General features: G+C 61.2%; 13 protein-coding genes and 1 pseudogene. 6 read left to right on the plus strand and 8 right to left on the minus strand.

What is annotated here, in order from left to right; translation table 11 throughout:
* The first annotated feature begins 186 nt into the window (after nt 1–186).
* Together ACOTX5_RS14785 and ACOTX5_RS14790 are read left to right on the plus strand one after the other, a co-directional pair.
* The gene (locus ACOTX5_RS14785; RefSeq protein ID WP_045910664.1) at nt 187–489 is read left to right on the plus strand and encodes a type II toxin-antitoxin system RelE family toxin; all 303 of its coding nucleotides are present in this window, start codon (nt 187–189) and stop codon (nt 487–489) included.
* Entirely contained in the window at nt 464–868 is a 405-nt protein-coding gene (locus tag ACOTX5_RS14790; protein WP_032670385.1) for a helix-turn-helix domain-containing protein, read from the plus strand. The genes ACOTX5_RS14785 and ACOTX5_RS14790 overlap by 26 nt, the downstream gene beginning before the upstream one ends.
* Here the strand turns inward: ACOTX5_RS14790 and ACOTX5_RS14795 are convergent.
* The 7 genes and pseudogenes from ACOTX5_RS14795 to entC form a co-directional block, all read right to left on the minus strand.
* Complete coding sequence (locus ACOTX5_RS14795; RefSeq protein WP_006809671.1) at nt 865–1,062, minus strand: YbdD/YjiX family protein; 198 nt, start codon at nt 1,060–1,062, stop codon at nt 865–867. The genes ACOTX5_RS14790 and ACOTX5_RS14795 overlap by 4 nt on opposite strands.
* 60 nt (nt 1,063–1,122) lie before the next feature.
* Complete coding sequence (gene cstA / locus ACOTX5_RS14800; RefSeq protein ID WP_015571172.1) at nt 1,123–3,228, minus strand: pyruvate/proton symporter CstA; 2,106 nt, start codon at nt 3,226–3,228, stop codon at nt 1,123–1,125.
* Nucleotides 3,229–3,377: 149 nt separating this feature from the next.
* Entirely contained in the window at nt 3,378–3,791 is a 414-nt protein-coding gene (entH, locus tag ACOTX5_RS14805) for a proofreading thioesterase EntH (protein ID WP_015571173.1), read from the minus strand.
* Nucleotides 3,791–4,542, minus strand: a pseudogene (entA, locus tag ACOTX5_RS14810) (2,3-dihydro-2,3-dihydroxybenzoate dehydrogenase EntA). Before entA ends, entH begins: the two are co-directional and overlap by 1 nt.
* Nucleotides 4,542–5,396: an isochorismatase gene (locus ACOTX5_RS14815; protein ID WP_015571175.1), complete on the minus strand. Its 855-nt coding sequence runs from the start codon at nt 5,394–5,396 to the stop codon at nt 4,542–4,544. The pseudogene entA and the gene ACOTX5_RS14815 overlap by 1 nt, the downstream one beginning before the upstream one ends.
* A 10-nt stretch (nt 5,397–5,406) precedes the next feature.
* Nucleotides 5,407–7,017, minus strand: coding sequence for a (2,3-dihydroxybenzoyl)adenylate synthase EntE (gene entE / locus ACOTX5_RS14820; protein ID WP_045910667.1), 1,611 nt, complete (start codon nt 7,015–7,017; stop codon nt 5,407–5,409).
* A gap of 9 nt (nt 7,018–7,026) precedes the next feature.
* Nucleotides 7,027–8,202 carry an isochorismate synthase EntC gene (gene entC / locus ACOTX5_RS14825; protein ID WP_039271372.1) on the minus strand — a complete coding sequence of 392 codons (1,176 nt, stop codon included), beginning with the start codon at nt 8,200–8,202 and terminating at the stop codon, nt 7,027–7,029.
* Nucleotides 8,203–8,389: 187 nt separating this feature from the next.
* Here entC and fepB point away from each other — a divergent pair, with 187 nt between their 5' ends.
* Nucleotides 8,390–9,349 (plus strand): Fe2+-enterobactin ABC transporter substrate-binding protein, encoded by a 960-nt coding sequence (gene fepB, locus ACOTX5_RS14830; RefSeq protein ID WP_032103091.1) that lies wholly within the window; start codon nt 8,390–8,392, stop codon nt 9,347–9,349.
* 77 nt (nt 9,350–9,426) lie between these two features.
* Here the strand turns inward: fepB and entS are convergent, their stop codons facing one another.
* Nucleotides 9,427–10,653: an enterobactin transporter EntS gene (entS, locus tag ACOTX5_RS14835; protein ID WP_017382514.1), complete on the minus strand. Its 1,227-nt coding sequence runs from the start codon at nt 10,651–10,653 to the stop codon at nt 9,427–9,429.
* Between the two features lie 109 nt (nt 10,654–10,762).
* Between entS and fepD the strand changes: the two genes are divergently transcribed.
* From fepD to fepC, 3 genes are read left to right on the plus strand one after another with little or no spacing between them, the layout of a single operon-like run.
* Nucleotides 10,763–11,767 carry a Fe(3+)-siderophore ABC transporter permease gene (fepD, locus tag ACOTX5_RS14840; RefSeq protein ID WP_017382515.1) on the plus strand — a complete coding sequence of 335 codons (1,005 nt, stop codon included), beginning with the start codon at nt 10,763–10,765 and terminating at the stop codon, nt 11,765–11,767.
* On the plus strand, nt 11,767–12,756 hold the full coding sequence (gene fepG, locus ACOTX5_RS14845) for an iron-enterobactin ABC transporter permease (protein WP_026094382.1): 990 nt from the start codon (nt 11,767–11,769) through the stop codon (nt 12,754–12,756). The genes fepD and fepG overlap by 1 nt, the downstream gene beginning before the upstream one ends.
* Entirely contained in the window at nt 12,753–13,547 is a 795-nt protein-coding gene (gene fepC, locus ACOTX5_RS14850) for an iron-enterobactin ABC transporter ATP-binding protein (RefSeq protein WP_032652926.1), read from the plus strand. The genes fepG and fepC overlap by 4 nt, the downstream gene beginning before the upstream one ends.
* Nucleotides 13,548–13,551 lie beyond the last annotated feature (4 nt).

A 13,551-nucleotide genomic window follows, 5' to 3' on the forward strand; every position in this document is an offset into this window, starting at 1 on the left:
GATCGCATCTTTTTCTGCAAGCCTCTGTCGCCCGGCAGAGGCCTGTTCGAGGCGCCTCGACGATTCGCGTTTTGCCGCTTTCACCCGTTTTTTCTCCGCTCTACAGTACCCCATTAGAAATTCGGAATTTATCTAATAGTCTTATTATTTCCTTATATTTTGTGTGGGCGTACAGTGGAGGTACGGATGAAGATTGTCTGGTCCAATGGTGCAAAAAAGGCATTTTCCAGAATTGACGAGCGGTATCAGCGTCGCATTGAGGTAAAGCTTACTGAGCTGGATGACCGCTCGGCTCCCCGGCCAGATATCAAAAAAATATCGGCGACCGAAGATCATTTCCGGCTTCGCGTAGGCGATTACCGCATCGTCTATACGCTTCGGGACAATCCTGATAACCATTGTTATGTTTTGGCCGTCAAGCGCAGAACTTCAACGACTTACCTGCATGAGGAGAGTGCCACCTATGGCTGTTCAGCTAATCAAGGATGATAACGGGAAAACGCAGTACGCCGTTATTCCCTATCACGAATATTTTCGTATGCTCTTACAGATGTCAGAAATTGACGACGAAACCGACGACGATCTGGAGGATATTGAAGTCGAACACGATAGTCTGGATGACGTGGAATTGCCCGGAGAAGTATGCAGCATCATGACCTGGCAAAACGTCAGCCTACAGGCCGCCTGGCGCATTTTACGCGGCATGTCCCAGCAGGAGGTGGCGGAGAAGCTTGGCATCAGCCAGTCCGCCGTGTCACAGCTGGAAGCGCTGGACTCCCGACCGCAAAAGCGCACCCGCGAAAAGCTGGCGGCAATTTACGGCTGTAAACAGGAGCAGATCAGCCTCTATTTACCAAAAGAGGGTTAACAGCACTTCGCCCCGCCCTTGCCGCCGTAGCGGGCGTCCTGACGGTCGCGGAAAAATTCTTCGTAGGTCATGGGCGTCTGGTCCGGGTGGTTGACGCGCATATGCTCGACGTAGTTGTCGTAATCCGGCACGCCAATCATCATTTTAGCGGCCTGGCCCAGGTATTTACCTGCTTTGGAAAGGGTGTCGAACATAGTTCTGATCTCACAGGAAATGTAGGCCGGGTAAGGCGAAGCCGCCACCCGGCACACGGGTTAATGCGCCCCTTTCGCCTGGGTGACAATCTCGTCCAGGTTCTCAGGCATTGGCTCATACGGCGTCTCTTTCGCCGTCGGTTTGTCGACTTTCAAAGCCGCCAGCGCGGTTTTCAGAGAATACAACGCCAGCACCACAACCACCACCATAAAGAAGATGGTCAGCCCGGCGTCCAGACGGTTGTTAAACACCAGCTGCGACAGTTGAGATTCGGTGTACTGTGCCGGGATCTTACCGCTGTCGATCATCGCCTGGAACTTGTTGGCGATCGCCAGGAAGCCCACCTTATTGTCCGGGCTGAAGGCTTTCTGCCAGCCCGCGGTCAGGGTACAGATCAGCAGCCACGCCGTTGGCACCAGCGCCACCCATGCGTAACGCTGGCGCTTCATCTTGAACAGGACTACGGCACAGAGCATCAGGGCCATGCCCGCCAGCATCTGGTTGGCGATCCCGAACAGCGGCCACAGGGTGTTAATCCCGCCGAGCGGATCGACCACGCCCTGATGCAGGAAGTAGCCCCACGCCAGCACGCACAGCGCCGTCGCCAGCAGGTTAGCCGGGAGTGAATCGGTACGCTTCAGGTTCGGGGAGATCACCCCCAGCAGATCCTGCAACATAAAGCGCGCCGCACGCGTACCGGCATCCACCGCCGTCAGAATAAACAGCGCCTCGAACAGAATGGCGAAGTGATACCAGAACGAGACATCCATCAGCCCGCCCAGCGCGCCGTGCAGAATGTAGGCCATGCCCACCGCCAGCGTTGGCGCCCCGCCTGCGCGGGAGATAATTGACTGCTCGCCGACCTCATTAGCGATATGCGTCAACGTTTCAGGGGTAATCGCAAAGCCCCAGCCGCTGACCACCTGCGCGGCAGAGGCAACCACGTCAACGGTGCCGGCCGGGGCCAGTACCGCCATTGGGCTGTTCATCGCAAAGTAAACGCCCGGGTCAATAATACAGGCCGAAACCAGCGCCATAATCGCCACGAAGGATTCCATCAGCATGCCGCCGTAGCCAATCAGGCAGGCCTGATTTTCATTCGCCAGCATCTTCGGCGTGGTTCCGGAGGCGATCAGCGCGTGGAAGCCCGACACCGCGCCGCAGGCGATGGTGATAAACAGGAACGGGAACAGGTTGCCGGTCCAGACCGGGCCGGTGCCGTCAATAAATTTGGTCAGCGCAGGCATGGTCAGGGTCGGGCGCATAATCAGAATGCCGATCGCCAGCCCGACGATGGTGCCGATTTTCAGGAAGGTGGAGAGGTAGTCACGCGGGGCCAGCAGCAGCCACACCGGCAGCACCGCCGCCACAAAGCCGTAGCCCACCAGCATCCAGGTCAGTTGCACGCCGGTGAAGTCGAAGAACGGCGCCCAGGTCGGGCTTTCCGCTACCCAGCCGCCGGAGATAATGGCAAACACCAGGAACACCAGGCCAATAACTGAAACTTCACCAATGCGCCCCGGACGCAGATAGCGGATATAGATCCCCATAAACAGCGCCAGCGGAATGGTGAAGGCGACGGTATAGGTTCCCCACGGGCTGTGGGTCAAGGCTTTCACCACGATCATCGCCAGCACCGCGAGGATGATCACCATGATCATAAAGGTCGCCACCAGCGCAATCACCCCGGCGGTTGCGCCCATCTCCTCTTTCACCAGCTCACCCAGCGAACGACCGTCGCGGCGGGTGGAGACGAACAGCACCATGAAGTCCTGCACCGCGCCCGCCAGCACCACCCCCGCGAGGATCCAGATCATCCCTGGCAGGTAGCCCATCTGCGCGGCCAGTACCGGCCCCACCAGCGGGCCTGCCCCGGCAATCGCCGCGAAATGGTGACCGAACAGCACTTTTTTATCGGTCGGCACGTAGTCCAGCCCGTCGTTATGACGCACGGCCGGCGTCATGCGCGTGCCGTCTACGCCCAGTACCGTCTTCGCGATATAGCGGCCATAAAAACGGTATGCGATCAGATAAATGCAGACGGAGGCGACGACGATCCACAGCGCGTTGATCTGCTCCCCCCGGTTGAGGGCGATATAGCCCAGGGCAAAGGCTCCCACCACGGAGAGCACCGCCCACGTAAGGTATTTCCCTGAGTTGTTCATAGTTGTTGTCCGTTGTTGTGAAACAGTGATATGTTACATTTTGTTTCTAGAACAACGGATAAAATTTAACAACTTTGAAACGCAATAATGCGTGGTCAAACCAGAGATTTACACCACAGTGTTAAGCCGATCACTTTCAGCTGAATGACTTACCCCAACACCATCGTACTCAACCGACAGGTACAGCACCGCCGCCCCTGCTCGTCGAACACCACGATCTCCCAGCTCTGGCTGGAACGGCCCAGATGCAGCGGCTGACACACGCCGCGTACCTTACCGTGAGAGACCGCGCGGTGGTGCGTGGCATTCAGTTCCGTGCCCACCACGTTCTGCCCGTCACGGGTCATCAGAAAACCGGCCATTGAGCCCAGCGTTTCCGCCAGCGCCGCCGAGGCGCCGCCATGCAGCAGGCCAAACGGCTGGTGGGTGCGGGCATCCACCGGCATCTCCGCTTCCAGCGTATCGTCCCCGAGGCGGGTATAGACGATGCCAAGGTGCCCCACCATCGTATTCAGGCTGGTGGCGTTCAGCTCCTCGAGCGTTAAATGACGTTTCCAGATCATTACGCCCCCAGCGTGGAGCCGCCGTCCACCACGATATCCTGCAAGGTGATATGGCTGGCGGCATCGGATGCCAGGAACAGCACGGTCGCAGCAATCTCATGTGGACGGGCAATTTTACCGAGCGGAATGCCGAGCTTGAACTGCTCGCCAAAGCCGCGAATGCGCCGCTGTTCCGCATCATCGCTGGTCCACAGGGTGCGCTGCATGTCGGTATCCGTTGAACCCGGCGACACCAGGTTACAGCGTACGCCGCTGCCCGCCAGCTCCAGCCCGACGGTCAGCGCCAGGCTTTTCAGCGCCGCTTTCGACGCGCCGTAGGCGCTCATGCCGATGCGCGGCGTGTGCGCCGCGTCAGAGGCCACCGTCACAATCGCCCCCCCTGCTGATGACGGAACTGGCCCATCGTCTGCTGGAACAGGTTGAACGCGCCGCCGACGTTGACCGCAAAGGTCTGCTGCCAGTCCTCCTGCGAGAGCTGATCCGTCGCGCCCATACGCAGAATGCCCGCCGCGTTAACCAGCACATCGAGCCGCTCAAGGCTGCTGAGCAAACGCCCGCAGACGTCACTCGCCTGCGCCGCATCCGCCACGTCCAGCGTTTCGGTGGCAAACGGATATTCGCCGTGAGGGAAAGCCAGATCGAACCCGGTCACCTGCGCCCCGGCCTCCACAAATGCCAGCGCGGTCGCATAACCAATGCCCTTGCCCGCGCCCGTCACCCAGACCGTTTTACCGGTGAAATCAAAAGCCATCACTTCACCTCGCGGGAGAGCAGCGCCCACCAGGCATCGAGGGTCGGATTTTTTGCCAGCATCACGAAATCAATGTCGCCGTGCACTTTGCGCCAGCGGGCGGCCAGCGCCATCATCCTCACTGAATCCAGACCGTAGTCGATCAGGTTTTCGTCATCCATCGGCTCGTCGGACTCGTCCAGCAGCGGCAGGATCAGCTCACGCAGCGCGGCTTTCGTTGTCGGAACGGACGGCAGCAGCTCGTCGGTCATCACCACGCGGCCCGAACGTCCTGCCACGTATTTCAGCGACATCAGGTGCTCGTCGCGGGTGAAATCCGCCAGCGCGTCGGCGATAAAGAACGGTTTGATGTCGCGCATAAAGGCGTCGGTGGCGGTGGTCATGCAGCCGATGTGGGCGTACACGCCGGTGATCAAAAGCTGGTTGCGCCCGGTCTCTTTAAGCATCTGCTCCAGCGGCGAGCGGTGAAACGCGCTGTAGCGCCACTTCACCAGCACGGTGTCCGCTTCGTCCGGGGTCAGCTCAGCGACGATGCGCTGCTGCTCCGGTGAGCGAGTCAGGCCCGGCCCCCACATATCGTTCAGCAGGGCGCGGTCTTCGTCGCTCTGATCTTTCGGCTGCGCGGTGTAGTACACCGGAATATTGTGCTCTTTGCAGTACGCGCGCAGTTTAGCGATGTTCGCCACTACCTGCTGCATCATGTCGCTATTTTCGCCCCAGAAGTTCAGGAAGTACTCCTGCATATCGTGGATCAGCAGCGCGGCGCGCTCCGGTTCAAACGCCCAGTTCACTTTACTGGTCGGCAGTTCGGCGGCGGTTGGCAGCGCGTATGCGGTTAATTTTGGAATGGCCATTCTCTGTTCCTCAGCCCCGGGCGCGTTCAGCAAGCCACAGGCGCAACTGTTTCTTATCAACTTTGCCGACCGGCGTGAGCGGAAGCGCATCCACGCTCTCCACGCGGTCCGGCAGCTTAAATTCGGCGACGCCCTGCTCGCGCAGGAAGCGGCGCACCTCCACCGCGCGCAGGGGCTGTTTCACCACCAGGTACGCGCAGCTTTTTTCGCCCAGCAGGCTGTCCTCCATGCTCACCAGCGCGGCGTGGATCACCGCGTCGTGGCGCAGCAGCAGGTTTTCGATCTCTTCGGCGGCGATCTTCTCGCCACCGCGGTTGATCTGATCTTTCTCGCGCCCCTGCACGGTGATGTAACCCTGCTCATCGATGGCGATCAGATCGCCCGAGCAGTAGAAACCGTTGGCATCAAAGGCGCTGGCGTTGTGTTCCGGGCTATTGAAATAGCCGCGGAAGGTGTAAGGGCCGCGCGTCATCAGACGCCCGACTTCCCCGCGCGGCAGCGGGTTGCCGTCCTCGTCCGCCACCCACACTTCATCGTCCGGGCACATCGGGCGGCCCTGGGTATTGATGATGCGCTCCGGCGCATCGTCGAGGGCGGTGTAGTTCACCAGCCCTTCCGCCATGCCAAACACCTGCTGAAGCTGGCAGCCAATTTCCGCCGGAATACGTGCCGCAAGCGTGGCGGAGAGACGTGCGCCGCCTACCTGGAGCAGTTCGAGGGATTTCAGCTGGGCGTTCCCCGCGCCGTCGGCAATCGCCTGCAACCACAGGCTGACCGCGGGCGGCACCAGTGAGGTGACGTTTATCTGATGCTGCTCAATCAGCGGGAAGCAGAGCGTGGCGCTCGGATCGTTAGCCAGCACCACGCAGCCGCCCGCCGTGAAAACGCCTAACGATCCCGGCGAGCTCATGGCGTAGTTATGCGCCGCAGGAAGCGCGTTCAGATAGCGGGTGTGCGCAGTGATACCGCAGATTTCGTTGCTGCGACGGATGCTGTAGTCGTAGTCGTTGTGCGTACGCGGGATCAGCTTCGGCGTGCCGGTGCTGCCGCCGGAGAGCTGGAAGAACGCCACTTCGTCGGCGGGCGTCGGGTTCGGGATGAAATTGTCCGCCGGGCGTGCAATCGCCGCCTCCAGCGCGTGTTCGCCCTTATCGCCGCGTAGCAGCACAACGCGTACCGAGCGATGCGCATCCACAAAGGTATTGAGAAAATCATCACCCGCGAACAGCGTGTGGTCGCGGTCGGCAATCAGCACGGCGGGTTTGATCTGCTCCGCGTAGGCGTTGAGTTCGCTGCGCTGATGGCTAAAGAGCGCGTTGACCGGTGCGACGCCGATTTGCAGCAGCGCGAAGAAGGTGATGTAGAACTCGGCCACGTTGCCGAGCTGCACCAGCGCTGTCTCGCCGCGATGCAGCCCCTGCGCCTGAAGGACAGACGCCAGATTCGTCACCGCCTGATTAAACGCGCGGTAGGTGATGCGGCGATCGCCGTCAATTATCGCGACCGCATCGTTGTCCGCATGGTCCGTCAGGATGTGGGTCAGCGGCCGATCCTGCCAGTAGCCTTTTTCACGGTAGCGGCGGGCAAACTCCTCAGGCCAGCGGGTAAAAGGGATGGTCATGAGTATTCCTTAGTGCAAACCAAACACGTTGAGCATGGTGGAGAGCTTCACGCCCGTCTCGCGCCACTCGCCTACCGGAGAGGAAGCAGGCACAATGCCCGCGCCGGCAAACAGGCGAACGGTATTTTGATGCAGTCGCGCGCAGCGGATAGTTACCACCCACTCGCCGTTCCCTTCGCTGTCGCACCAGCCGACGATGCCGCCGAACAGCTCACGATCGAACGGCTCCAGCTCGGCAATCAGCTCTTTTGCCGCCTGATGCGGGAAGCCGCTCAGCGCTGGCGTCGGGTGCAGCAGGCAGGCCAGCGTCAGGGCGTTCTCGTTTTCACGCGCGTCACCTTCTACCGGCGTCGCCAGATGCCACAGCGTCGGCGTGGTGATCAGCTGCGGGGAAGCCGGCATGGTCAGATGATGGCTGCGCGGTTCCAGAATGGTTTTCATCGCCTGCGTTACCAGGTCGTGCTCGTGACGGTCTTTTTCGGAGGCCAGCAACTTAGTGCCCGCTTCGCGATCCAGCACATCGTCCGGCTGACGGCGCGCAGAGCCCGCCAGCGGCAGCGAGCTAAAGTGCGCGCCCTCTTTACGCAGCAGCAGTTCCGGGCTGGCGCCCAGCAGCACGCCGCCGTCTTCCAGCGGTACGTGGAAGTTAAAGCTCGCCGGGTTCTGGGCGATAAGACGCTCCATCAGCGCGCTGCTATCAATCTGTTTGTCGGTGGCGATATCAATCAGGCGCGACAGTACCACCTTATTCACCTGCGGCGTGGCGGTGAGCGACGCGGCGCGAGCGACCATCTCCTCGAAAACCGGCTGCGGCGGGATCTCGGTGCGTTGTTGCACGTTCAGCGTCTGCGCGCCGGAGGCGTAGCGTGCGGACTGCTGACGCGCCGGGCGGGAGAAGGTTTGCCAGCGTTGCGGAATAAACAGCGATGACGGTTTGCGGGTATCGAAGGGGATCGCCCCTACCATCACCGGATGGGCAATGCCGCTGTTTTTCGCATTCTGGAAAGCCTGAGCTAATTTCTGCTGAAAGGGGCCCGCCGGATCGTCACCGCCGACGGCGGGTTCAGAAAAACGGGCAAAACAGCCTGACGTGGTAAAACTGCGATAGGGCGACATATAGAAAAAGCTGTCTGATTGCAGCGTGGTCGCGGTGTGCTGAAGGTCCTCAGCCAATGACGTATCCATATCATCCTCCTAAAATGATAAAAGCAGTAATAATGATTATCATTTATATTTTCGTCTGCTAACCTAATCCCACATCGCCCTGGTGTCAACCGCAGAGCAAACAACTTGTGCGACTAACGCTTGCATCCCTTCCCCGCAATCATGAAAATGAGAAGCATTAACTTCAACAAAAACAGGATGCCGCTCTGTGAAACTCCCTGCCGTTTGCCGTAATGCCTTTCTTTTAACAGGACTTTTTGTTTTAGGACTAACCTCAGCGACGGCCGCCGACTGGCCGCGTCAGGTTACAGACAGCCGCGGCGTTCATACGCTTGAGAGCAAACCGACGCGCATTGTTTCCACCAGCGTGACCCTAACCGGCTCCCTGCTGGCCATTGACGCCCCGGTTATTGCCAGCGGAGCCACCACGCCAAACAACCGCGTGGCGGATGCACAGGGCTTTTTACGTCAGTGGGGCGATATCGCGAAACAGCGTAAGGTTGCCCGGCTGTACATCGGCGAGCCGAGCGCCGAAGCCGTCGCGGCCCAGATGCCGGACCTGATTTTGATCAGCGCCACCGGCGGGGATTCCGCGCTGGCACTCTACGATCAGCTTTCCGCCATCGCCCCGACGCTTATCATTAACTACGACGACAAAAGCTGGCAGGAACTGCTGACCCAGCTGGGGACGATCACCGGGCAGGAAACACAGGCCGCAGAGCGCATCGCTGCCTTCGATAAACAGCTCGCCCAGGTGAAGCAGCAGATGAAGCTGCCGCCGCAGCCGGTGAACGCCATCGTCTACACCGCCGCGGCGCACACGGCGAACCTGTGGACGACAGACTCGGCTCAGGGCAAGCTGCTGCACCAGCTGGGCTTCACGCTGGCAGCGTTACCTGATGGATTGCACACCTCGCAAAGCCAGGGCAAGCGTCACGACATTATTCAGCTGGGCGGGGAAAACCTGGCGACGGGGCTGAACGGCGAAGGGCTGTTCGTGTTTGCCGGCGACCAGAAAGACGTGGACGCGATTTACGCCAATCCGCTGCTGGCGCATCTGCCGTCGGTCAAGAACAAGCGCGTCTGGGCGCTGGGAACGGAGACGTTCCGCCTGGATTATTACAGCGCGTTGTTGGTGTTGCAGCGTTTGAATTCAATTTTTAAATAAGTGGCACGTTTCCCGTAGGCCCGGTAAGCGCAGCGCCACCGGGCGTTTTGTCGGGTGGCGGCTACGCCTTACCCGACCTACAGGTTCTGCCTGAACCGACGCAACTCCACCAAAACCGCCAATAAAATTACGCCAACCACGGCTAACACAAACCCGCTGCTGCTCGCCGACGCCACCGGGGTCATTATCGCTCCCAGCCCGCCGAGGATCGCTGCGCCAATCGCATCGCCCGTGACGTTCTGCGCCGTCCACAGGCCGTTAATGCGCCCGAGCATCCCTTCCGGCGTCTGGGTCTGGATCAGGGTGTACTGTAAAAGAGAGCTGACCGCGCTCAGCCAGCCAAAAATCACCAGACACATCACCCCCAGCGCCCACACCGGCATCAGGCTGAAGAAACCAATCGCGATAAACGAGGCCAGCGTCGCCACCAGCATGATTAACCCCGGTCTCGCGCTCTGCGCCAGGTTTCCGCTGGTCAGCGCCCCGCACGCGGCGCCGAGCGGAATGGCGGCGTACAGCACCCCAATCTCTGAGGCGCTCATCTGCCACTCGCCCGCCAGCGCCGGGTACAACACGCGCACGGCGCTCGCCATCGTCAGCAGGCCGCCGAGCAGCGCAATGCCGCCAATCAGCGGGTTGCTGAACAGAAAACGAATCGCGGCCATCAGGGACTTCAGCGGATGCTCGCGCGGCTGCGGCGGCGGTGGCAGGAGCGGCAGACGCAGCAGCGTCAGGGTGGTGATAAAGGTTCCCGCCGCGGCAAGGCCGTAGTTCCACGCCACGTTGCCGGTCGCCAGCAGCAGGCCGCCGACCATCGGCGAAATCACCGATCCCAGACGCACGGTGAGCATGGTGATCGCCCCCGCCTGCATCAGGTTCTCGCGCCCGACCAGCGCGGGCGTGGCCGCCAGCAGCGCCGTCACGCCTAACGAGGCAAAAAAGCCGTCCCACAGGCCCAGGGCATAAATCGCCATCAGCGACGGCTCCGGCAGCATTGCGTTCAGACACAGCCCGACAAAGCCCACCCCGCAGGTGCCGCGCGCCAGCAGGATCAGTTTTTTACGCTCGTAGCGGTCCGCCAGTACGCCGCCCACCATCAGGCCGATAAACATCGCCCCGCCGGTTAAGGTGACGGATAACCCCACCAGCCAGCTGGAGTGGGTCATGGTCTGGATCTGTACCGGCACGGCGACCCCGAGCAGGCCGAGGGATAAAATGGAGATAAAGCGGGCGATAAAAACCGCTCGAAACGCCGGGTGCGTTTTCAGCAGGCTGAGGTTGAGCAGCCAGGATTTTTGATTCATGACAAGGCCTTGAGGTATCGGTCTACCATTTCCATGGGCGCACATGCTAACATAGCCAAATAAGATAGATAACGATAATTACTATCATTATCACATCATGGACGTTGCTATGTCGTTTTCCTCTTCCGCGGTGCGCGCCGTAGCCGTGCCCGTTTTATTGCTGCTGTTGATCCTTGCGATTGCACTCAGTTTGCTGGTTGGCGCGAAGCCGCTGCCCGCGTCCGTTATTGTCGATGCACTCTCCGGTACCTGCCAGAGCGCCGACTGCATTATCGTGCTCGACGCCCGGCTGCCCCGCACCCTTGCCGGCCTGCTGGCCGGTGGCGCACTCGGGCTTGCCGGTGCCCTGATGCAAACCCTCACCCGCAACCCGCTGGCGGACCCTGGCATTCTCGGCGTGAACTCTGGTGCCAGTTTCGCCATTGTGCTCGGCGCGGCGCTGTTTGGTTTCACCTCTCCGTCTGAACAGCTGGTGATGGCCTTCTGCGGCGCGCTGGCCGCCTCGCTGGTGGTGGCCTTTACCGGCAGCCAGGGCGGCGGACAGCTCAGCCCGGTACGTCTGACACTGGCGGGCGTGGCGCTCGCGGCGGTGCTGGAAGGCTTATCGAACGGCATCGCCCTGCTCAACCCGGACGTGTATGACCAGCTGCGCTTCTGGCAGGCCGGTTCGCTGGATATCCGTACCCTTGATACCCTGAAAGTGGTGGCATTCCCGGTGTTTATCTCTGCCGCCGTAGCGCTGTGTTTAAGCCGGGCGCTCAACAGCCTGAGCCTCGGCAGCGACACCGCGACCGCCCTCGGCAACCGCGTGGCGCGCACGCAGCTGACGGGCCTGCTTGTCATCACCGTGCTGTGCGGCAGCGCGACCGCCGTCGTCGGGCCGATTGCCTTTATCGGCCTGATGATGCCGCACATGGCGCGCTGGCTGGTGGGGGCGGATCACCGCTGGTCACTGCCGGTCACGCTGCTGGCGACCCCTGCCCTGCTGCTGTTTGCCGACGTACTGGGCCGCCTGCTGGTGCCGGGTGAATTGCGCGTCTCGGTGGTCAGCGCCTTTATCGGCGCGCCGGTGCTGATCTTCCTGGTACGACGCAGACGCGGGGGTGGCGCATGATGGCCCCGTCCCGTCGATTACTCACCAGCGTCGCCCTGCTGGTCGTCGCCAGTCTGCTGCTGGCGGTCTGGAGCCTGCAAAGCGGTGCCGTAACGCTTGATTTCGCGCAGGTCTTTCACGCTCTCACCGGCAGCGCGCCACGTAACATCACCATGGTGGTCACCGAATGGCGACTGCCGCGTGTGGCGATGGCGATCCTGGTTGGCGCAGCGCTTGGCGTCAGCGGCGCAATATTCCAGTCGCTGATGCGTAACCCCCTCGGCAGCCCGGACGTGATGGGCCTGAATACCGGCGCGTGGAGCGGCGTGCTGGTGGCGATGGTGCTGTTCGGGCAGCATCTCATGGCCATTACCTTTACGGCGATGGCGGGCGGCATTCTCACCTCCCTGCTTATCTGGGCCCTGGCCTGGCGCAACGGCATCGACACCTTCCGCCTGATCATCATCGGGATCGGCATCCGCGCGATGCTGATGGCGTTTAACACCTGGCTTCTGCTACAGGCGTCGCTGGAAACCGCACTCTCCGCCGGGCTGTGGTACGCCGGTTCCCTCAACGGTCTGACGTGGGGAAAAACCTGGCCCGCCGCGCCGCTGATTATCCTGATGTTTATTGGCGCGCTGCTGCTGGTCAGGCGCATGCGGCTGCTGGAGATGGGCGACGACAGCGCCTGCGCGCTGGGCGTGAGCGTAGAGCGCTCGCGCCTGATGCTGATGCTGGTGGCGGTCTTGCTGACCGCAGCGTCTACCGCCATCGCCGGGCCGATCTCGTTTATTGCCCTTGTCGCGCCGCATATCGCGCGGCGACTTAGCGGCACCGCGCGCTGGGGATTAACCCAGGCAGCGCTGTGCGGCGCAGTATTACTGCTGGCCGCCGATCTCTGCGCTCAGCGGCTGTTTACGCCTTATCAACTGCCGGTGGGCGTGGTGACCGTCAGCCTCGGCGGGATTTACCTCATCGTCTTGCTCGTTCAGGAGTCACGCAAGAAATGACAGATTCAACACCCCGCTTGCGCGGCGAAAACTTGACCCTCGGCTACGGTAAAAAAATCATTGCCCGGGACTTATCCGTTGCCATTCCGGACGGCCACTTCACCGCCATTATCGGGCCAAACGGCTGCGGCAAATCGACATTGCTGCGCACGCTGAGCCGCCTGATGTCGCCGGTTGAGGGCAGCGTGTTCCTCGACGGGGAGCAGATCCAGCGCTTCGCCAGCAAAGAGGTGGCGCGCCGAATTGGGCTGCTGGCGCAAAACGCCACCACGCCGGGGGATATTACCGTGCAGGAGCTGGTCTCCCGCGGGCGCTACCCGCACCAGCCGCTGTTTACCCGCTGGCGCAAGGAGGACGACGAGGCCGTGAAGCGCGCGATGCAGGCGACGGGCATCACCGATCTGGCCCAGCAAAGCGTCGATACCCTCTCCGGCGGACAGCGCCAGCGCGCGTGGATCGCGATGGTGCTGGCGCAGGAGACCTCCATCATGCTGCTGGACGAGCCGACGACCTGGCTGGATATCAGCCATCAGATTGACCTGCTGGAACTGCTGAGCGAACTGAACCGTACGCAGGGGTACACCCTGGCGGCAGTGCTGCACGACTTAAACCAGGCGTGCCGCTACGCGACGCATCTGATTGCGTTGCGCGACGGCGAGATTGTGGCGCAGGGCGCGCCGAAAGAGATTGTGACGCCGGATCTGATCGCGCGGATCTACGGCATGCGCTGCATGATTATTGAGGATCCGGTGGCGGGTACGCCGTTGGTGGTGCCGTTGGGTCGGCGGTAATTGC

Origin of the sequence: Enterobacter cloacae complex sp. IR5441 (assembly GCF_049238215.1) — a bacterium.
Classification (GTDB): domain Bacteria; phylum Pseudomonadota; class Gammaproteobacteria; order Enterobacterales; family Enterobacteriaceae; genus Enterobacter; species Enterobacter hormaechei_C.